Source organism: Streptomyces vinaceus (genome assembly GCF_008704935.1).
GTDB lineage: Bacteria > Actinomycetota > Actinomycetes > Streptomycetales > Streptomycetaceae > Streptomyces > Streptomyces vinaceus.
Genome location: NZ_CP023692.1, coordinates 3266029 through 3285450, shown reverse-complemented (window position 1 = coordinate 3285450; position 19422 = coordinate 3266029). Strand labels below are relative to the sequence as shown.

Annotated in this window: 24 protein-coding genes; 14 read left to right on the top strand and 10 right to left on the bottom strand. The window is 70.5% G+C overall.

What is annotated here, in order from left to right; genetic code table 11:
• Nucleotides 1-16 precede the first annotated feature (16 nt).
• The 4 genes from CP980_RS14600 to ccsB all read left to right on the top strand — a co-directional run bounded on the left by CP980_RS14600 (nt 17) and on the right by ccsB (nt 4217).
• Nucleotides 17-610 carry a TlpA family protein disulfide reductase gene (locus CP980_RS14600; RefSeq protein ID WP_132759643.1) on the top strand — a complete coding sequence of 198 codons (594 nt, stop codon included), beginning with the start codon at nt 17-19 and terminating at the stop codon, nt 608-610.
• A 76-nt stretch (nt 611-686) separates the two neighbouring features.
• Nucleotides 687-1394, top strand: coding sequence for a cytochrome c biogenesis CcdA family protein (locus tag CP980_RS14595; protein WP_373312931.1), 708 nt, complete (start codon nt 687-689; stop codon nt 1392-1394).
• A 13-nt stretch (nt 1395-1407) separates the two neighbouring features.
• The gene (gene resB, locus CP980_RS14590; RefSeq protein WP_150528335.1) at nt 1408-3105 is read left to right on the top strand and encodes a cytochrome c biogenesis protein ResB; all 1698 of its coding nucleotides are present in this window, start codon (nt 1408-1410) and stop codon (nt 3103-3105) included.
• Nucleotides 3102-4217 (top strand): c-type cytochrome biogenesis protein CcsB, encoded by a 1116-nt coding sequence (ccsB, locus tag CP980_RS14585; protein ID WP_150528334.1) that lies wholly within the window; start codon nt 3102-3104, stop codon nt 4215-4217. The genes resB and ccsB overlap by 4 nt, the downstream gene beginning before the upstream one ends.
• A gap of 502 nt (nt 4218-4719) precedes the next feature.
• Here the strand turns inward: ccsB and CP980_RS14575 are convergent.
• Both CP980_RS14575 and CP980_RS14570 read right to left on the bottom strand, forming a co-directional pair.
• Nucleotides 4720-5190: a hypothetical protein gene (locus tag CP980_RS14575; protein WP_229907149.1), complete on the bottom strand. Its 471-nt coding sequence runs from the start codon at nt 5188-5190 to the stop codon at nt 4720-4722.
• A 31-nt stretch (nt 5191-5221) separates the two neighbouring features.
• Nucleotides 5222-5689 carry a MarR family winged helix-turn-helix transcriptional regulator gene (locus CP980_RS14570; protein WP_373312924.1) on the bottom strand — a complete coding sequence of 156 codons (468 nt, stop codon included), beginning with the start codon at nt 5687-5689 and terminating at the stop codon, nt 5222-5224.
• A gap of 86 nt (nt 5690-5775) precedes the next feature.
• Here CP980_RS14570 and CP980_RS14565 point away from each other — a divergent pair, with 86 nt between their 5' ends.
• Complete coding sequence (locus tag CP980_RS14565; protein ID WP_132759649.1) at nt 5776-6147, top strand: cupin domain-containing protein; 372 nt, start codon at nt 5776-5778, stop codon at nt 6145-6147.
• 32 nt (nt 6148-6179) lie between these two features.
• Here CP980_RS14565 and CP980_RS14560 read toward each other — a convergent pair whose 3' ends face one another.
• Entirely contained in the window at nt 6180-6944 is a 765-nt protein-coding gene (locus CP980_RS14560) for a YqjF family protein (protein WP_150528333.1), read from the bottom strand.
• A gap of 12 nt (nt 6945-6956) precedes the next feature.
• Nucleotides 6957-7253 carry a PLD nuclease N-terminal domain-containing protein gene (locus CP980_RS14555; protein WP_132759651.1) on the bottom strand — a complete coding sequence of 99 codons (297 nt, stop codon included), beginning with the start codon at nt 7251-7253 and terminating at the stop codon, nt 6957-6959.
• A 90-nt stretch (nt 7254-7343) separates the two neighbouring features.
• Here CP980_RS14555 and CP980_RS14550 point away from each other — a divergent pair, with 90 nt between their 5' ends.
• From CP980_RS14550 to mqnP, 3 genes are read left to right on the top strand one after another with little or no spacing between them, the layout of a single operon-like run.
• Complete coding sequence (locus tag CP980_RS14550; RefSeq protein WP_132759652.1) at nt 7344-8801, top strand: menaquinone biosynthesis decarboxylase; 1458 nt, start codon at nt 7344-7346, stop codon at nt 8799-8801.
• Entirely contained in the window at nt 8798-9274 is a 477-nt protein-coding gene (locus CP980_RS14545; protein WP_150528332.1) for a hypothetical protein, read from the top strand. Before CP980_RS14550 ends, CP980_RS14545 begins: the two co-directional genes overlap by 4 nt.
• Nucleotides 9274-10194 (top strand): menaquinone biosynthesis prenyltransferase MqnP, encoded by a 921-nt coding sequence (mqnP, locus tag CP980_RS14540; RefSeq protein ID WP_132759810.1) that lies wholly within the window; start codon nt 9274-9276, stop codon nt 10192-10194. Before CP980_RS14545 ends, mqnP begins: the two co-directional genes overlap by 1 nt.
• Before the next feature lie 15 nt (nt 10195-10209).
• Here the strand turns inward: mqnP and CP980_RS14535 are convergent, their stop codons facing one another.
• Nucleotides 10210-10740, bottom strand: coding sequence for a rhomboid family intramembrane serine protease (locus CP980_RS14535; protein WP_150530224.1), 531 nt, complete (start codon nt 10738-10740; stop codon nt 10210-10212).
• A gap of 152 nt (nt 10741-10892) precedes the next feature.
• On the opposite strand from CP980_RS14535, the gene CP980_RS14530 reads away from it, so the two are divergent.
• Entirely contained in the window at nt 10893-11579 is a 687-nt protein-coding gene (locus CP980_RS14530) for a UbiX family flavin prenyltransferase (protein ID WP_132759654.1), read from the top strand.
• Here the strand turns inward: CP980_RS14530 and CP980_RS36375 are convergent.
• Nucleotides 11576-11710 carry a hypothetical protein gene (locus CP980_RS36375; RefSeq protein WP_268257432.1) on the bottom strand — a complete coding sequence of 45 codons (135 nt, stop codon included), beginning with the start codon at nt 11708-11710 and terminating at the stop codon, nt 11576-11578. The genes CP980_RS14530 and CP980_RS36375 overlap by 4 nt on opposite strands.
• Before the next feature lie 138 nt (nt 11711-11848).
• On the opposite strand from CP980_RS36375, the gene CP980_RS14525 reads away from it, so the two are divergent.
• The 5 genes from CP980_RS14525 to CP980_RS14505 all read left to right on the top strand — a co-directional run bounded on the left by CP980_RS14525 (nt 11849) and on the right by CP980_RS14505 (nt 16187).
• Nucleotides 11849-12304, top strand: a complete 456-nt coding sequence (locus tag CP980_RS14525) for an Lrp/AsnC family transcriptional regulator (protein WP_030161227.1) — start codon at nt 11849-11851, stop codon at nt 12302-12304.
• Between the two features lie 72 nt (nt 12305-12376).
• Nucleotides 12377-13540 carry an aminofutalosine synthase MqnE gene (mqnE, locus tag CP980_RS14520; RefSeq protein WP_099890050.1) on the top strand — a complete coding sequence of 388 codons (1164 nt, stop codon included), beginning with the start codon at nt 12377-12379 and terminating at the stop codon, nt 13538-13540.
• A gap of 95 nt (nt 13541-13635) precedes the next feature.
• A complete protein-coding gene (locus CP980_RS14515) occupies nt 13636-14157 on the top strand; it encodes a GNAT family N-acetyltransferase (protein ID WP_150528331.1) in 522 nt (173 codons plus the stop codon).
• A 141-nt stretch (nt 14158-14298) separates the two neighbouring features.
• Nucleotides 14299-14565: a DUF4229 domain-containing protein gene (locus CP980_RS14510; protein ID WP_051696588.1), complete on the top strand. Its 267-nt coding sequence runs from the start codon at nt 14299-14301 to the stop codon at nt 14563-14565.
• A 302-nt stretch (nt 14566-14867) separates the two neighbouring features.
• Entirely contained in the window at nt 14868-16187 is a 1320-nt protein-coding gene (locus CP980_RS14505; protein WP_150528330.1) for a dicarboxylate/amino acid:cation symporter, read from the top strand.
• 62 nt (nt 16188-16249) lie between these two features.
• On the opposite strand, the gene CP980_RS14500 is transcribed toward CP980_RS14505, so the two are convergent.
• The 4 genes from CP980_RS14500 to CP980_RS14485 are packed head-to-tail and all read right to left on the bottom strand — an operon-like array spanning nt 16250 to nt 18950.
• Nucleotides 16250-16762: a hypothetical protein gene (locus CP980_RS14500; protein WP_150528329.1), complete on the bottom strand. Its 513-nt coding sequence runs from the start codon at nt 16760-16762 to the stop codon at nt 16250-16252.
• A 57-nt stretch (nt 16763-16819) separates the two neighbouring features.
• Nucleotides 16820-17137, bottom strand: coding sequence for a hypothetical protein (locus tag CP980_RS14495; RefSeq protein WP_150528328.1), 318 nt, complete (start codon nt 17135-17137; stop codon nt 16820-16822).
• Entirely contained in the window at nt 17134-18525 is a 1392-nt protein-coding gene (locus tag CP980_RS14490) for a hypothetical protein (protein WP_150528327.1), read from the bottom strand. Before CP980_RS14490 ends, CP980_RS14495 begins: the two co-directional genes overlap by 4 nt.
• Nucleotides 18522-18950: a hypothetical protein gene (locus tag CP980_RS14485; protein WP_229907150.1), complete on the bottom strand. Its 429-nt coding sequence runs from the start codon at nt 18948-18950 to the stop codon at nt 18522-18524. Before CP980_RS14485 ends, CP980_RS14490 begins: the two co-directional genes overlap by 4 nt.
• Between the last annotated feature and the right edge of the window lie 472 nt (nt 18951-19422).

Genomic DNA, 19422 nt, shown 5'->3' with positions numbered 1-19422 from the left:
ATGCGAAACTTTTCACATGAGAATTGGCCGTGCTCTCCTGCTCACCGCGGTGACCCTCGCGGGCGCTCTGACCCTGTCGGCGTGCGACGACGACGGCAAGCCGAACGGCTCCGCCGGCGGCAACTACGTGACCGGCACCGCCGGAATCTCCACCGTCGCCCAGGGCTCGCGCACCGAGGCCCCCAAGCTGGACGGCGAGACCGTCGACGGCAAGACGCTCGACACCACGTCCCTCAAGGGCAAGGTCGTCGTCCTCAACGTGTGGGGCTCCTGGTGCCCGCCGTGCCGCGCCGAGGCCCCGAACTTCGCGAAGGTGTCGAAGGAGCTCGCCGACGCCGGCAAGGACGTCGCGTTCGTCGGCATCAACACACGCGACAGCAGCAAGCAGAACGCGGCCTCCTTCGAGGAGAACTTCGGGATCACCTACCCGAGCCTCTACGACCCGGACGGGAAGCTGCTGCTCCGCTTCCCCGCCGGCACGCTCAACCCGCAGGCCATCCCCTCCACGATCGTCCTCGACAAGCAGGGCAGGGTCGCCGCCCGCACACTCGTCGCGATCAGCGAGCAGCAGCTGCGCTCCATGATCGACCCCGTGCTCGCGGAGCAGTGACCGAGTGGTCCCCGAGCTCCTCACCCTGGCCGCCGAGCCGACCGGCGTGAACGCGACGGTCCTCGACGGGGCCCTGATGCTGGCACTGCCCATCTCGGTCCTCGCCGGACTCGTCTCGTTCTTCTCGCCCTGCGTGCTCCCGCTGGTCCCCGGCTACCTCTCCTACGTGACCGGCATCAGCGGGGCCGACCTCGCCGAGGCCCGGCGCGGCCGGATGCTGGCCGGGGCGGGCCTGTTCATCCTCGGCTTCACGGCGGTGTTCGTCTCGACCGGCGCGCTCTTCGGCTACTTCGGCGGCACGCTCCAGGCGAACCGGGACATCATCTCCCGGATCCTCGGCGGCCTGGTGATCGTTCTCGGCCTCTTCTTCATGGGCCTGATCCCGGGACTGACGATGCGGGAGTTCCGCTTCCACAAGAAGCCGACCGCGGGCCTGATCGGCGCGCCCCTGCTCGGCGTGCTCTTCGGAGTCGGCTGGACCCCCTGCATGGGCCCGACCCTCGCCGCGGTCAGCACGCTCTCCCTCGACCAGGCCAGTGCCGGCCGGGGCGCGCTGCTGACCGTCGCCTACTGTCTGGGACTGGGCCTGCCCTTCATCCTCGCCGCGATCGCCTTCCGCAAGGCGCTCGGCGCTTTCGGCTGGGTGAAGCAGCACTATGCGTGGGTGATGCGGATCGGGGGCGGCATGCTGGTCCTGACCGGGCTGCTGCTCGTCACGGGATTGTGGGCCGGCATCGTCGACGACATGCGCATCTGGACCCAAGGCTTCACGGTGGGGATCTGAGGACTACACGGACATGAGTACGACAGACAAGGCGTCCACCGAGGCGCCGAACCCGTCCGAGGAAGCGGCGGACGCCGCCGCCGGCGCGCAGCTGTCCACCGCCCCCGCGGAGGACACCGGCGGTCCCGTCGGCATCGGCGTGATCGGCTGGATCCGCTGGTTCTGGCGGCAGCTCACCTCCATGCGGGTGGCGCTGATCCTCCTCTTCCTGCTCTCCCTGGGCTCCATCCCCGGCTCGCTCGTCCCGCAGAACCAGGTCGACGCGATGAAGGTGGCCCAGTGGAAGGCCGACCACTCCTTCTGGGTGCCGCTCGCCGAGAAGCTCCAGCTCTTCGACGTCTACAGCTCGGTGTGGTTCTCCGCGATCTACCTGCTGCTGTTCATCTCGCTGATCGGCTGCATCGTCCCGCGCAGCTGGCAGTTCGTCGGCCAGCTCACGGGCCGCCCGCCCGGCGCCCCCAGGCGCCTCGACCGGCTGCCCGCGTACGCGACGTGGCGTACGGAGAAGTCCCCCGACGAGGTCCTCGCGCAGGCGAGGACGATCCTCGGCGGCAGGCGGTTCCGTACCGAGGCGGGCACCTCCGCCGTCGCCGCCGAGAAGGGCTACCTGCGCGAGGCGGGCAACCTGCTCTTCCACGTCGCCCTGATCGTGATGCTGATCGCGTTCGCCTGGGGCCAGCTGTTCAAGTCCGAGGGCGGCAAGCTGGTCCTGCGCGGCAAGGGCTTCGCGAACACGCTGACCCAGTACGACGACTTCAAGTACGGCAGCTGGTTCGACCCCGACGACCTGTCGCCCTTCTCGTTCACGCTCGACAAGTTCGACGCCACGTACGAGGAGAGCGGCCCGCAGAAGGGCACGGCGCGCGACTTCAAGGCGTACGTGACCTTCAGCGAGGGCGCGGACGGCGCCCCGCAGAAGCGCGAGATCCAGGTCAACAAGCCGATGGAGGTCGACGGCTCCAAGGTCTACCTGCTCGGCCACGGCTACGCGCCGGTCATCTCGGTGACCGACCCGACCGGCAAGGTGATCTACAAGGACGCCGTGCCGATGCTGCCCTTCGATGCGAACCTCAGCTCCTCCGGCGCCGTCAAGGTGCCGGACGGCTACCGCGACAAGGACGGCCGGAAGGAGCAGCTCGGCTTCAACGCCATGTTCGTGCCGACCTTCGCCGGCGAGGGCAAGGGCACGATGCTCTCCCAGTTCCCCGACCTGAAGTTCCCGGTCCTCGCGCTCAGCGCCTACCACGGCAGCCTCGGAGTGGACTCGGGCCTGCCGCAGAACGTGTACCAGCTGAACACCTCCAAGATGCAGGAGTTCAAGGACCCCGAGGGGCAGCTGTTCAAGAAGCGGCTGCTGCCCGGCGAGACCATGGAGCTCCCGAACGGCGCGGGCACCGTGAAGTTCGAGGGCATCGAGCGCTGGGCCACCTTCTCCATCACCCGCCAGCCCGGCAGCGGCCTCGCCCTCGGGGGCGCGATCGCCGCGATCGGCGGCCTGGCCGCGTCGCTGTTCATCCAGCGCCGCCGGGTCTGGGTGCGGGCGGTCGCCGGCAAGGACGGCGTGACCGTCGTCGAGATGGCCGGCCTCGGCCGCAGCGAGTCGGCCAAGCTCCCGGAGGAGCTGGGGCAGCTCGCCGCCGCCCTCCACCAGCAGGCGCCCACGGCGCCCGACCAACCTGTCAAGGAACCTGTCGAAGGGGAGCGCGGATGACGCCGCTCGCAGCCGAAGTCAACGAGAATTTGGCGCAGATCAGCAATTACCTGATCTATTCGTCGATGGCGGTCTACATGCTCGCCTTCTTCGCGCACATCGCCGAGTGGACCTTCGGCAGCCGCAGCAAGGTGGGCCGTACGGCCGCGGCGCTGACCGGCGCCAAGGCAGGGGCCGCGGCCGCCGCGGGCCCCGCCGTCCAGGTGCGCCAGAAGGGGGCGCGCAGCTCCGGTGAAACCGGGGGCACCGCGGTCCTCGACAAGCCGAAGGTCGTCACCCGCTCCGCCGCCGGCACCCGCGACGTCCCGGACGGTCCCGGCGCGGCCGGCGGTACCGAGAACGGCGACCTGTACGGCCGGATCGCGGTCTCGCTGACCACCCTGGCCTTCGTCATCGAGGCGGGCGGCGTCGTGACCCGCGCGATGTCCGTGCAGCGGGCCCCCTGGGGCAACATGTACGAGTTCTCGGTGACCTTCTCCACCGTCGCCGTCGGCGCCTACCTGGCGCTCCTGGCGCTGAAGAAGAACGTCCGCTGGCTCGGCCTGATCCTGGTCACCACCGTCCTGCTGGACCTCGGCATCGCCACCACCTGGCTCTACACCGCCAGCGACCAGCTGGTCCCGGCCCTGCACTCGTACTGGCTGTGGATCCACGTCTCCACCGCGATCTTCTGCGGCGCGGTCTTCTACATCGGCGCGGCCGGCGCGGTGCTCTACCTCTTCCGCGACTCCTACGAGAGCCACCTGGAGCAGGGCCGCACGGTGGGGAGCTTCCGCTCCTCCGTGCTGGAGCGGCTGCCTTCGGCGGCCTCGCTCGACAAGTTCTCGTACCGGATCAACGCGGCCGTGTTCCCGCTGTGGACCTTCACCATCGTCGCGGGCGCGATCTGGGCAGGCGACGCCTGGGGCCGCTACTGGGGCTGGGACCCCAAGGAGGTCTGGTCCTTCGTGACCTGGGTGGCGTACGCCTGCTACCTGCACGCCCGCGCCACCGCCGGCTGGAAGGGCCGCAAGGCCGCGTACCTCGCGCTCTTCGCCTTCGCCTGCTGGATCTGGAACTACTACGGCGTGAACATCCTGCTCAGCGGCAAGCACTCCTACGCGGGCGTCTGACGCGCAGGAGTGGGACGCTGGTGGCATGAGGCCGACACCGGTGATCCATGCCACCAGTGAGAGCCGCGGCGAGGGCCGCTGGCTGCTGCGCTTCGAGGTCCACGTGCCGAGCGCGTACGAGGCCGTGTGGCCCGCCCTGACCACGGCGGACGGGCTGCGCGGCTGGCTGGCCGCGGCGGACGTACTGGAGCGCAGGCTGGGCGGGGCCGTCACGCTGCACTGGCTGAACGGCGGGGCGACGGTCTCCGGCCACGTCACGGCCTGGGACGTGGAGCGGGTCGTCGAGTACACGGTGGGCGAGTACGGCCGGATGCGCTTCCACCTGGAGGTGGTGGGCACGGACTCGACCGTGATCCGCTTCCTGGACGAGCGGGCCGGGACGGACGAGGAGCGCCTCGACTGCCTGGCACCACCACTTCGAGCTGCTGGAATCGGCCCTCCAGGGCCGTCCGACGGACTGGTCCCGGTGGACCGACGCCCGCTGGGCGGAGCTGCGCGCCTCCTACGGGTCCTTCTCCAGGACGTAGGCGCTGCGGGCGTCAGGATCGCCGTAGAAGAAGTACAGCTCCAGCGTCTGGCGGTCGTCGCGGCGCAGCTCGAAGGTCCACTTGTAGAGGTCGGGCAGGCGCAGGCGCACGTGCTGGCCGTAGTTCCACCCGGCGGGTTCGCGGCTGATGAGCTTCCAGGTGCCGGTTCCGGACAGGCGCCAGCCGTGGTCGTAGTCCCGTTCCTGCCCGTTGAGGAGGGTGACGGCGGCGGTCCCGTCGGCCCGGAAGACCACCTCGGTGCCCTCGACGCAGCGCCAGGTGCCGACGATCTCGTCGGTGCGGGCGTCGTAGACGGCGGGGGTGGAGCGGGCGGCGTGCGGGTTGCCGCCGGCCACGGCGAGCAGGGCGGCGACGGCGATCCCGTACGCGAGCAGATTGCGCAGGACCGTGTCGACGACCCGCGGCCCCCCGCTGTTCCTCGGCATCCGCCCATTCTTGCAGCAGCCTTGAACGCGTTCAATGCCAGACGGGCCGCAGCGGCGGAAGCGCTCCGTCCCCGCCCAGGGCGTGCAGCAGGCCGGTGAGCTCCCGGCGCAGGGCGGGGAGGTCGACGCGGGCGCCGAGCTCGTCCTCCAGCTCGTGCAGGACCCGTCCGGCGACGGCGAGGTGCTCCTCCGCGGCCGGGGTCAGGACCACCAGCTTGCGCCGGCCGCCCCCGGGGTGCGGCTCGCGCCGTACGTAGCCCCGCTTCTCCAGGTCGTCCACGAGCTGCCCGGCGGCCTGCTTGGTCACCCCGAGCCGCTCGCCGAGCTCGGTGCCGGTGGCCCCGCCCCCCTTGAGCACCTGGAAGGCCATGCCGTGCGCGGGCCGCAGATCGCCGTACCCGGCCGCGTCGAGCCGCCGGGTGAACTCGCCGATCAGCAGCTGGAACCCGAGGCCGAGCAGGAAGCCGAGCTCGATGCCGGTGTCTTCGTCTCTCGTCACGGAAAACATGGTGACACGACTGGGTCAAGCTGCTTTACTCGTGGAGTTAAGTAAAGCGGCTTGACTCAGAAGTGAGGGATCTCGGCATGCACACCATCACCACCTCGGCCGACCACGTCATCACCACCCCCAACGCGGTCATGACCGGCCTGGCCGCGCCCAGCCGGGGCAGCGCCGAACTCAGCACCTGGCGCGTCGCCATGGCCGCCGGCGCATCCGGCCCGGAGCACTCCGTCGACCGCGAACAGATCTGGACCGTCACCGCGGGCAGCCTGGAGGTCACCTCGGCCGGCCGCACGCAGAAGGCCGCGGCGGGCGAGACCCTGGTCCTGCCGCCGCACGTACTGCGCCGCGTCCACGCCTCGGAGGCGGCCGAGGCCCACGTCGCGATGTGCTCGGACGCCCTGGTCACGGTCCCGGGGGAAGCGGAACCCCGCGTCCTGCCCTGGGCCCGGTGAGGGCGGTTCCGGCCGCCGAGGCCGCAACGGCTCTACGCGGGAGCGCCGAAGCGGACGGGGACTCCGGGTGAGAACAGGACGCTGACCGGCGGGGCGGCGGGGCGGGGCAGTCCGGCCGCAGTGATCAGGTTCTCGTCGAGGTGCAGCAACTCGGCGCGGTGCAGTCTCCACCGCGGGTGGGCGTTCGGGAGGTAGCGGGTCCTGCCGTGCCGGTCGCTGTGCATGCCCCAGCGGGCCGTGAGGAAGTCTTCGAGCCCGCTCGGCTCCGCGATCCGCGCACCGACGCGCAGACCCAGTCGCGCGTGCGCTCCGCCGCTGCCCCCCGGTCGCGGCCAGCGGCGCCTGGTGGTGTAGTCGACGCCGTCGCCCTCGCGGTGGACCGACATCTCGGCCCACATGTAGGGGAGCCGGAATCCCAGGCGTGCGACGAGCACCGGGAGCAGCCGCGACGCCTCGAACGACCGGAAGACCACGCCGCGGCGGCCGCGTTCGTCCACCGAGTACAGGCGCACGTTCGTCTCCGGGAAGGTGCCGAAGTACGGCACGCCGGGCAGTCCGAGCCAGCCGACCCGGTGCATCCGCAGGGCGATCAGACCCACGTACGTCCAGCCCTCGTACACGTCGGGACGGACGCCGCGGGGCAGCAGCCCGCCCACCGACTCCGGGGCCACCGCCCAGTGCACGAACGCCACGTCCAGCCAGGACTGGTGGAGCAGCGTCCTGCGCAGCGGGTGCGGCGGCTCGGGTGTCACCGGTTCGACCGGTGCGGACCCGGCTCCGTCGTGCGGATCACTCACCTGGTTCCGCCGTCAGTCCTTGTCCTTGTCGCGGTCCTTGTCGCGGTCCTCGCCCAGCGAGCGCAGGAACTCCGGGTTGTCGTCGGGGGCGACCCACTGGGTGCGGCGCGCGCGGCCGCCGCCGAGCGCGGAACGCTGCCGGCCCGCGAACAGCCACACCACCGGTCCGACGATCGAGAACAGCAGGATGATGATGACCCACACCACCTTGGGGAGGTGCTTGACCTCTTCCTCCGGCGTGTTCAGGCAGTCGATGAAGGCGTAGATGGTCAGCGCGATGATCAGCAGGAACGGCAGATAGCGCAGCACGGTGTGGGACCGACTCCCCAGCAGTGACGGGGGACCCGCCTCGGGCCCCGGTGACACTCCCAGGCTAGCCGGTGACGGATACTGGCCCCTATGGCTTACGACGATCTCCGCTCGCTGCTCCGGGCTCTGGAGCGAGAGGGCGACCTCAAGCGCATCAAGGCCGAAGTCGACCCGTACCTGGAGGTCGGGGAGATCGTCGACAGAGTGAACAAGGCGGGAGGTCCCGCCCTCCTCTTCGAGAACGTCAAGGGCTCGGCGATGCCGCTGGCCATGAACGTCTTCGGGACCGACCGCCGCCTCCTGAAGGCCCTCGGCCTCAAGTCGTACGGCGAGATCAGCGAGAAGATCGGCGGCCTGCTCAAGCCGGAGCTCCCGCAGGGGTTCATCGGCGTGCGCGAGGCCTTCGGCAAGCTGGGCTCGATGGTGCACGTGCCGCCGAAGAAGGTGAAGGGCGAGTCCGCTCCCGTCCAGGAGGTCGTCCTCACCGGCGACGACGTCGACCTCGACGCCCTGCCGGCCCTCTTCACCTGGCCCAAGGACGGCGGGTCCTTCTTCAACCTCGGCCTCACGCACACCAAGCACCCCGAGACCGGCGTGCGCAACCTCGGCCTCTACCGCCTCCAGCGCCACGACAAGCGCACCATCGGCATGCACTGGCAGATCCACAAGGACAGCCGCAACCACTACGCCGTCGCCGCCAAGCGCGGTGAGCGCCTCCCGGTCGCGATCGCCTTCGGCTGCCCGCCGGCCGTGACGTACGCGTCGACCGCGCCGCTGCCCGGCGACATCGACGAGTACCTCTTCGCCGGGTTCGTCGCGGGCAAGCGGATCGAGATGGTCGACTGCAAGACCGTCCCGCTCCAGGTCCCGGCCAACGCCGAGGTGGTCGTCGAGGGCTGGCTGGAGCCGGGCGAGATGCTCCCCGAGGGGCCCTTCGGCGACCACACCGGCTTCTACACCCCGCAGGAGCCCTTCCCGGCCCTGAAGATCGACTGCGTGACGATGCGCAAGCGCCCGCTGCTGCAGTCGATCGTCGTCGGCCGCCCGCCCACCGAGGACGGTCCGCTCGGCCGCGCGACGGAGCGTTTCTTCCTCCCGCTGCTGAAGATCATCGTCCCGGACATCGTGGACTACCACCTGCCCGAGTCGGGCGGCTTCCACAACTGCGCGATCGTCTCGATCGACAAGAAGTACCCCAAGCACGCCCAGAAGGTCATGCACGCCATCTGGGGCGCCCACATGATGTCGCTGACCAAGCTGATCATCGTCGTGGACTCCGACTGCGACGTCCACGACCTGCACGAGGTGTCCTGGCGGGCCCTCGGCAACACGGACTACTCCCGCGACCTCACCGTCGTGGAGGGCCCGGTCGACCACCTCGACCACGCCTCGTACCAGCAGTTCTGGGGCGGCAAGGCGGGCATCGACGCGACGAAGAAGCTCCCCGAGGAGGGTTACACCCGCGACGGCGGCTGGCCCGACATGGTGGAGTCCGACCCCGCGACGGCGGCCCTGGTGGACCGCCGCTGGAAGGAGTACGGCCTGTGAGCCCGATCGCCGTCGGCGGCCCGGACCTGCACATCGGCACCCACGAGGCCTACGTGGCCCTGGTGCGCCCGGAGATCGACCCGACCCAGCCCGGCGTGCTCGTCGCCGCCCGCGAGGCGGGCGTGAGCCCGGAGGAGTTCGTGGGGGCCGGTGACGTCTGGGCGCTGATGTACGAGGTGGACGGCGAGGGCGACGGCTTCGAACTGCCCGGCGCGCGGGACGTGGAGGCGGACGCCTTCGCGGAGCAGCTGCAGCGGGCCCTGTCCGCCGCCGAGCCCTTCACCGCCGAGGCCGGCAACTTCCTGAGCCTCGAAGCCCGCCCCTCGGGCGCCGACTGGCTGGTCACCGCCCGTGTCACCCCGCCCGTGGACGAGGAGGACGGCGCCGCCGCCCCCCAGACCCTGGAGCTGGGCCCGCTCCCCGCCGCGGAACTCCTGGCCGGCCTCGAAGACTTCCGGAGAGCCCTCGCATGATGACCACCGCCGACGGAGTCATCGGCCCCGGTTCCGCCCCGCAGGCACCCGGCAAGGTGAAGGCGTTCCTGCGGCTCGTGATGATCGAGCACTCGGTCTTCGCGCTGCCCTTCGCCTACATCGCGGCGCTGACGGCCATGTTCCAGCTCGACCGCTCCATGCACTGGACCGAGCTGCTGCTCGTCACCGTCTGCATGGTCGGGCTGCGGACCTTCGCGATGGCCGCCAACCGGATCATCGACCGGGAGATCGACGCCCGCAACCCCCGTACCGCCGGCCGCGAGCTCGTCACGGGCGCCGTCTCCGTACGGTCGGCCTGGACCGGGGCCGGGATCGCGCTGGCCGTCTTCCTCGGGTCGGCGGCGCTGCTGAACCCGCTGTGCCTGGCGCTGGCGCCGGTCGCGGTGGTCCCGATGGTGGTGTACCCGTACGGCAAGCGGTTCACGAACTTCCCGCACGCGATCCTGGGCCTGGCCCAGGCGATGGGGCCGGTGGGCGCCTGGCTGGCGGTGACGGGGCAGTGGTCCTGGGACGCGGTGATCCTGGGCCTGGCCGTGGGCGTGTGGATCGGCGGCTTCGACCTGATCTTCGCCTGCCAGGACGTGGCGGCGGACCGCGCGGACGGCGTGAAGTCGGTCCCGGCCCGCTTCGGCGTCCCGGCGGCCCTGTGGGGCGCGCGCGGCGCGCACGTGGTGACCACGGCCCTGCTGGCGTGGTACGCGCTGGCGACGGACGCGGGCCCCTTCTTCTGGTGCGGCCTGGTGGTCGTCGTCGCCGCCTTCCTCTACGAGCACACGATCGTGAAGCCGCACGACCTGTCCCGCCTGAACCGCGCCTTCTTCACGGTGAACGGCTTCATCGGCATGGCCCTCTTCGCCTGCGCCCTGGCCGACCTGGTGGCCCGCGGCCTCACCCTCTAGCGGGTCCGGCCGGGGCTACGCCCGGACCGCCCGCCGGGTGAAGAGGTACGCGGCGGCGATGCCCGTCAGCAGGCCGAAGAGGTGGCCCTGCCAGCTGACCGTCGTGTCGGTCGGCAGGATGCCCGTCAGCATCCCCGCCCCCCAGTACGCGGCGATCGCCACGCCCACCAGCACGCCCAGCGGCCGCCGCTCGACGAAGCCGCGGACCAGCAGGTAGCCGAAGAGGGCGAAGATCAGCCCCGAGGCGCCCGCCGTCACGGTGTTCGACCCGGAGACCAGCCACACCCCGAGTCCGTCCACCACCACGGCCACCGCGCACAGCGCCAGGAACCGCCGTATCCCGCTCAGCGCGGCGACGAAGCCCAGCACCAGCAGCGGCACGCTGTTCGACGCCACGTGGTCGAAGCCGAAGTGCAGGAACGGGGCCAGCGGGATCCCGGTCAGCCCGTCCACGGTGCGCGGAACGATCCCGTACGCGTCCAGGGCGTGCCCGGTGGCCAGGTCCACCACCTCGATCAGCCACAGCAGGCCCACCCAGCCGAGCATCAGCTTCGCGGCCGCTTTGGCCCGTTCCGTCCGGCTCCAGTCGGCCGGCCGTACGCCCGCCTGTATTTCGGCCACGTCCTGATCCCCCCGCTGTCGACGCTCGGGACACCTTACTCAGCGTCGTCCGCCGGTGGCCGGATAGTCTCGGAGGTATGACTGACGGCAAGCGCACCCCGTGGGTGGTCGGGGTTTCCGGGGCGTCCGGGACGCCGTACGCGGCGGCGGTGATCCGGGGGCTGCTGGCGGCGGGGGAGAGCGTGGACCTCGTGGTCAGCCGCGCCTCGCGGCTCACCCTCCTCGACGAGACCGGTATCGCGTTCCGCGACGCGCACTGGCGGGACGACCTCGCCGCCTGGCTGGAGCGCGGGGCGGACGGCAAGCCCGCGACCTTCGCACGGCCGGAACTGGACGACGTCCGCCACTGGAGCGCCGGGGACCTGGCCGCCGGGCCGAGCTCGGGCTCGTATCCCGTGAAGGGGATGCTGATCGTGCCGGCGTCCACGGCCTGTGTGGCGGGAGTGGCGCTCGGGCTGTCGAAGGACCTGCTCCAGCGCGTCGCGAGCGTGACGCTCAAGGAGCGGCGCCGACTGGTGGTCGCGGTGCGGGAGACCCCGCTGAACGGGCAGACGCTGAAGCATCTGGTGGCGCTGGACGAGGCGGGCGCAGTGGTGCTGCCCGCCTCTCCGGCGTTCTACGCGGGTGCGACGCACATCCAGGACCTGGTGGACTTCGTCGCGGGGCGGGTGCTCGATGCGGCAGGGGTGCCGCACCGGCTGTACCGCAGGTGGGAGGGGGAGCTCGGTGGAGCGTCCCGCCCCCGGGAGGCAAGCGGTGACTAGCGCTTCTTGTCGGTGCGCAGCTTGCGGGTCCGGTCGACGCGGTGGGCCGCGGCGGGCTGGTCGGTGCGGGATCGGTTGGCCAGCTCCTGGAGCTGTCGCATGTGTGCGTAGGCCATCTCGATCGTGTACACGGTGAACCACTCCTGATGTCGTCAGATCAGCGAGATCATCGCCGATCTGTTGAAAGATTCACAGGGTGTTGACCCTGTGCGCCTTTGATTCTATACGTAAACTTGCGGGATCGCCGAATAATGGAAGGCTCCAGGTATATGGACGCGGTGGATAGGCAGCTCATCCAGGCACTTCGTGAGAACGGACGTGCCTCGTACGCGGAGCTCGGCCGGCTCGTCGGCCTCTCCGGCCCCAGCGTCACCGACCGGATCAACCGGCTCGAATCGGCCGGCGTCATCACCGGCTACCGGGCGACCGTCAACGCGGCCTCGCTCGGCCTCGGCGTCACGGCGCTCATCGGCATCTCCCTCTCCGACGCCGCGGACCACGAGGACGTGGCCCGCCGCCTGCGCGACCTGGCGGAGATCGAGGACTGCTGGTTCATCGCCGGCGACGACTCGTACATGCTCAAGGTCCGCGCCGGCGACGTGGACGGGCTGGAGCGGATCATCCGCAAGCTCTCCAGCACCAAGGGTGTCTCCCGCACCCGTACCACCATCGTGCTCTCCACGAAGTGGGAGAACCGGGTCGGGGACCTGCCCGAGGAGGGCTAAGAGTACGGTTGCGGGGTCGGGTAAGGCAGGCGGCAGGACAGACAGATGGACAACCGAGGAGGCGACCGGCCGATGGACGCTGGGCTCAAGCGTGAGCTGGAGGAGAAGGTCCGTTCCGGCGAGCGGCTGACCCGTGAGGACGGCATCGCCCTCTACGAGTCCGACGACCTGGCCTGGCTGGGCGGCCTCGCCCACGAGGTGCGTACGCGCAAGAACGGCGACGTCGTCCACTTCAACGTCAACCGCCACCTCAACATGACGAACGTGTGCACCGCGTCGTGCGCCTACTGCTCGTTCCAGCGCAAGCCGGGCGAGAAGGACGCGTACACGATGCGCATCGAGGAAGCCGTGCGCCTGGCCAAGGCCATGGAGAACGAGAACCTCACCGAGCTGCACATCGTCAACGGCCTGCACCCGAGCCTGCCGTGGCGCTACTACCCGCGCTCGCTCTCCGCCCTGAAGGAGGCGCTGCCGAACGTCTCGCTGAAGGCGTTCACGGCGACCGAGATCCACCACTTCGAGACGATCTCCGGAATGTCGGCCTCCGACATCCTGGACGAGCTGATCGAGGCCGGTCTGGAGTCGCTCACCGGCGGCGGCGCGGAGATCTTCGACTGGGAGGTCCGCCAGCACATCGTGGACCACAAGACCCACTGGGAAGACTGGTCGCGCATCCACCGCCTGGCGCACTCCAAGGGCCTCAAGACCCCGTCGACCATGCTCTACGGGCACATCGAGGAGCCGCGCCACCGCGTGGACCACGTGCTGCGGCTGCGCGAGCTCCAGGACGAGACCGGCGGCTTCCAGGTCTTCATCCCGCTGCGCTACCAGCACGACTTCGTGGACATGCAGGACGGCAAGGTCCGCAACAAGCTCCAGGCCCGTACGACGATGGCGACGGGCGCGGAGGCCCTCAAGACCTTCGCGGTCTCCCGTCTCCTCTTCGACAACGTGCCGCACGTGAAGGTCTTCTGGGTCATGCACGGCGTGCAGACCGCCCAGCTGGCCCTCCAGCACGGCGCGGACGACATGGACGGCTCGGTCGTCGAGTACAAGATCACGCACGACGCGGACAACTACGGCACGCCGAACAAGCTCGGCCGTGACGATCTGCTGGAGCTGATCCGCGAGGCCGGCTTCCGCCCGGTCGAGCGCAACACGCGCTACGAGATCATCCGCGAGTACCCCGGCCCGGACGCGGCCCTGCGCGAGACCCCGCAGGCGATGCGCGTCTGACGCGCTGCCCTCGCACCCGAAGCGCCCTGGTCCGTATGCCGGACCGGGGCGCTTTTTGCTGGACCAGCCGATCGAGTAATGGATACTCTGGCGCAATGACCCTTACCTTCACCTTGGATCCGCAGATCGACACGGCGCTGCACGAGGCCCTCCTCGACCTGTGGACGGACGCGTCCAACGCCGGCGGAGCCGTGGGTTTCGTCCCGCCCGTCGTGCGGGACGACATCCGCCCCCAGCTGATCAAGCAGCTCGGCATGATCGCCGACGGTCAGATGCGGCTCCTGGTGGGCCACGACGAGGACGGGCTGGCCGCCGTCGCCTTCCTCGGGCTCAACCGGCACGCCCTGATGGGGCACTGGATCTGGCTCCACACGGTGATGGTCCATCCGGACCGTCAGGGCCGGGGACACGGCCGCCGGCTGATGGCCGCGTCCGCCGACTGCGCCCGCGCGATGGAGGGCGTCGAAGCCATCCGGCTGTCCTGCCGCGGCGGCATGGGGCTGGAGCACTTCTACGCGGCCTGCGGCTACAAGGAGGTCGGCCGCGTCCCCGGCGCGATCCGGGTGGCGCCGGGCGACGACCGCGACGACATCACGATGCTGCTGCCGCTGCACTGACCCCGGCGGGTTTGTCCGCAGTCGCGGCGTGCTTCACTGGACGGGCACGCAGACGACGACCGAGTACGTGTCACGAGTACCGACGAGAGAGAAGGGGTCACCGTGTCCCTCAAGCCGAGCGCGACGATCCGCTACACCGCGATGCGGCTGGGCATCTTCGTCGGATGCCTCGTCCTGGTCGCCGTCCTGGTCAACGTGGGCTGGGTGCCCGCCGGCCTCGGCGACGCCAACCCCGCCTGGGTGGTGCTGCTCGCCCTCGTGATCTCCGCGCCGCTCTCCTTCGTACTGCTGCGCAAGCAGCGCGACGAGATGTCCGCGCAGATCTCCGGTCGCGTCGCGGGCGCGAAGGAGAAGCTCGCCGCGAACCGCTCCCAGGAGGACGCGGCCGACGACGCCGCCCGCGCCTGAGTTAGCTTCCTCACACGCCGAACCGCCCCCGCGCACGGACTCTCCCGTGCGCCGGGGCGGTTCGGCGTTTCCGGAGGGCGCGGCACCCACTGACTCAAAGTGCACCTTTGAGATCCTCAAAGGGAAAGTGTTAGCGTGTTAAACATGTTGACCACAGTTGCGCACAAGATGACCGCGAGCGTCCCGCTCGTGGCGCGCCTGCACGTCGACCTCTGCCGCCGCGTGTCCGCGGCCTGTTGTGGCTGTCGCTGAGCCCACGCCGTTCTTCCTCTTCCCCCTTCTTTGCGCATCACCCCCGGAGTGTGTCCGTGTCCGCGACCCCTCAGGCCCCCGCCAAGGCCTCCTTCAAGTTCCCGTTCTGGGCCCAGATCGTCACCGGCCTCGTGCTCGGCGTCCTGTTCGGCTGGCTCGCGCGCAGCCAGGACGTCAGCTGGCTCGCCAAGACCCTTGAGCAGGTCGGCGACATCTTCGTCCAGCTGCTGAAGCTGGCCGTGGCCCCGCTCGTCTTCTTCGCGATCCTGGTGTCGATCACCAACCTGCGGAAGGTGAACAACGCCGCCCGCCTCGCCTCGCGCACGCTGCTCTGGTTCATGATCACCTCGCTGATCGCCGTCGGCATCGGCCTCGCGATCGGCCTGCTGACCAACCCGGGCGCCGGCACCGGCCTCACCCCGCAGGACGGCAAGCTGCCCAAGCGCACCGGCTCCTGGCTGGACTTCCTGACCGGCATCGTCCCGACGGACGTCATCACGCCGTTCACCGAGCTGAACGTGCTCCAGATCGTCTTCATGGCCGCCGTCGCCGGTATCGCCGCCCTCCAGCTCGGCGACAAGGCCCAGCCGATCCTCACCGTCGCCGAGTCCGTCCTGGAGCTCCTCCAGAAGGCCCTGTGGTGGGTCATCCGCCTCGCCCCGATCGGCACCGTCGGCCTGATCGGCACCGCGATCGCCTCGTACGGCTGGGAACTCATCGGCAAGTACGCGACCTTCACCGCGGACGTGTACGTCGGCTCCGCGCTCGTGATGTTCGGCGTCTACCCGCTGCTGCTGGCCACGGTCGCCAAGGTCAACCCGATCCAGTTCTTCAAGGGCGCCTGGCCCGCGATCCAGCTGGCCTTCGTCTCCCGGTCCTCGGTCGGCACCATGCCGGTCACCCAGAAGGTCACCGAGCGCCTCGGCGTCCCGAAGGAGTACGCCTCCTTCGCCGTCCCGTTCGGCGCGACGACGAAGATGGACGGCTGCGCCGCGATCTACCCGGCGCTCGCCGCGATCTTCATCGCGCAGATCTTCGACGTCCAGCTGACGGTCACCGACTACCTGCTGATCGCCTTCGTCTCGGTGGTCGGCTCGGCCGCCACGGCCGGCCTGACGGGCGCCACGGTCATGCTGACCCTGACCCTCTCCACCCTGGGCCTGCCCCTGGAGGGCGTCGGCCTGCTGATGGCGATCGACCCCATCCTCGACATGATGCGCACCGCCACCAACGTCGCCGGCCAGGCCCTGGTCCCGGTCGTGGTCGCGGCCCGCGAGGGGATCCTGGACAAGAAGGCCTACGAGACGGCCTCGTCCTCCCCCCTGGACGAGCCGGCCGCCGACCGCACCCCGGTCCCGGTCGCCGCGTAACCGCCACCCACCCCGCGGCCCCCGCCCCCGTCCGGGCGGGGGCCGCGTTCTGCGCCGGGCGTTCAGTCGGCCCCGCGCAGGTAGACCCGGCTGCTCCGGTCGTCGACCGGTGCCACGGCCACCTTCAACCACTCCAGCTCGTCCCCGCAGGGTGCGCAGACCTGCCCCTCCCGCACGTTCGCGAGCGATTCGGGCTCCGGAAGCCCGAGGCGCGCGAAGGGCGTCGCCGGCTTCCCTTCGGCGGCCCACGGCTGTTCGCGCAGCCGCAGGGGGCGCTCCGGCCGGAGCTGACCGAGGAACCCGTCCACCTCACCCGCCGGCACGACGAACGCGAGGATCAGCCCGTCGTCCTGGAACCCCTTCTGGTGGGCGGCCCTGGCATCGGTCGCCGTCGGGGGTACGTGCACCCGCAGGGTCTGCGCGACGGACTCCACGGTGGCGCCCTCCTCCCACGAGGGCGCGTCCCGGATGTCCCGCCCCCCGCCGGCCCCGGAGCACCCACCGAGCAGGGCGGCGACCCCGACGACGCACCCCACGAGCCCGGCCCGCCGCATCCCCCACCCCACTCCACTCACCGCGCATCCCCGTTGCGTCCGAGCCTGCGGAACTTTTCTGTCCGTCGGGCGATGGTGTCAGAGGGTTTCGGTGCGGATGAGGGCCGTTAGGCCGAGGATCAGGGGTGGGGCCAGCCACCACAGGCCCATCGTGCGGCGGACGGCCGGGACGAGGGTGATGAGCAGGCCCAGCGCGCTCAGGGACATCGAGATCAGGCACATCGCCGCGACGCCCGCGTAGCCCTGGTCGTCCCACTCGCCCTGCGGGCCGGCGTACAGGGCCGCGAAGACGGCGACGGCGTTGAGGACGTGGATCAGTCCGAGCGGGACGCCCAGGACCCATCGGAGGCAGCCCCGGTCCTCGGGGAGGTCGATGCTCTCCCGGCCGTACGTCATCGCATCGCCTTCTTCACGTTGCCGAGGTTGTTGCGGAAATCATCGCCGTAGTCCTGCGCCTTCTTCGACTCCCAGTACGGGCCGCCGTTGTACCGGGCGGCTATCTCCTGCATCTGCGCCTCGGTCAGCCGGTCCGCCGGGACGTTCGCGTACCCCGTCTCCTCCTTGATCTGCGCCAGGAACCCCGCCGCGATGAACGCGTTCTGCTTCGGGTCCTGGAGCGCGGACTTCACCACGTTGCGCTGCTGGTCCGTCAGGTGCTCCGGGTCGTAGCCCAGCACCTCCGCCCCGCGCCGCAGCTGCACCGCGATCGGGCCGAAGGAGGTCTCGTCCGGCTTGCCGCCCGCCCGGTCCGGCAGGTTCTCGGCCGTGACCGGGCTCAGCCCCCACGGCGCGTCCGCGGCCCGGCGGAAGAAGTCCACGCCGTCGTCGAAGATCCCCGGCTGGCCGCCGACCTCCTTCCACGCGATGCCGGCCACCATCTCCTCCGGCAGCCCCGCCCGCTGCGCGGCCGCCCGCAGGATCTCCTTGTTGTTGCGGATCCACTCCGCCCGCCCCTCGTCCGACTGCGGCGGGTCCCAGTAGTTGTCGTCCGCCGCCGGCAGCCCCGCCACCCGCATCCGGATGTCGCGCAGTTCGGGCGAGACCGGCTCGCTGCCCACCGGCCCCGTCATCTCCTTCTTCGGGCCGCTGCCCGGCAGGTGCGTCAGGGGGTTCGTACGGGCCTGCGCCGCCTCGCGCCGGATGTCGGCCATCGCCGCGTACACGTCGACCCCGCCCCCGCCGCCCTTGACCTTGAACTCCGGCAGCAGTTCGTACGCCTGTTTCAGCGCGTGCACGCACACGCTCCGCGCCTCCGCCTCGGCCGACCCGGCCAGGTGGAAGCTGCCGCCCGCGTCGTCGTGCAGCCGGTCGGCCTCCTCCCGGATGTCGTCCACGTCCATCGTCAGCTCGGCGAAGAAGTCCATGACGCCGGTCGTCGCCCGCATGTCCTCCCACTGGCACATCGGCTCCGCCTCCTGCGCGGTCCGCGTGATCGCCGTGCCCTTCGTCGCGATGAGCGCCGCCAGCTTGCGCTCGGCCCGCTTGCCGTTCCCGTAGTGCGACTTGGCGGTCGTCAGGGCGGCGGCGTAGGCGTGCAGGGCGCTCGCCGCCTTGTCGTACCCCTCGGCCATGTGCAGGACGAGCTGCCGCGCCTCCGAGAGCCGCGAGGTGTACGTGTGGCTGCCGTCGCTCTGCCACTGCGTACCGGTCTCGGCGCGCCGCGCCGGCTCCTCGGCCTGCACCAGCAGGTCCCGCAGCCGCCGGAACTCGGCGGCGTTGCGCTCCACGAGTGCCGGATTGCACTCCTCCAGGAACTCGACGTCCTTGCGGTGGCTCAGGCTCACTTCGACTCCGGCTTCACGTACCGGCCCCCGTCGAGGAGGGCGTCGAGGAAGGAGCGGGCGGTGCCGTCGTCCACCCGCGCGAAGCCGGTGCCGGTGGTCTTGAGTTTGGTGGCCAGGGCGGCGAACAGGTTGATCGTGTCCTTGAACTGGTCGTCGGCGAAGCGGGCGAAGCGCAGGGCCTGCGTCGAGACGTCGGCGTGGGCGCGCGGGGCGCGGGCCATGGTGCTCGCGTCCCCGTCCGGCCGCCCCTCGTGGAGCAGCGCCGCGATCTCGATCAGCAGGTTGGCGTTGCCGTTGATGGACTGCGCCCCGGCGACGAGGCTGCCCGACCCACCGCTGCCCGCATGGTCGAGGCGCATCGAGGGTGACGGCTGCTGCGCGAGGGCGGCGGCCTTGTGCTGGGCCCATTCCGCATCGAACGACATGTGTCCCCGGGGTAGTTGATGACCGGACATGATCAGATTCGACTGATCATGTTCATGAGGGACGTGAAAAGAGGAGCGGACGGTTCCAGCGGGCTGCCGCATCCCGGACATCCGCGACACGGCCCGGGCCCCGGTTCCGCCCGGTACCGCGTCGCGATCCGCCGCGACACGGCGAGATCGGACGCATGAAGACCCAAAGAACCGGGGGGAGAACCAACCGAACCCACCCCACCCGCCCGTGTCGCTCGGTCGGGTGAACCGTGCCAACTGGGCTGGATTTCGGGATGGTTGGCGGGCATATGCTCGCCCCGACAACCGCAGACATGAGACGGCCCCCGGCGGGACGGCAATCCCGGTCGAGGGCCTGACCATCTTAGGAAGTGACTGCTTCCCGTGGCTATTCAGCACCCTAGCGCGCCCTCGCGCGCCTCGTCCCGAGTTCGCGCCGGGACCCCCCGATCCGGTGTCATCC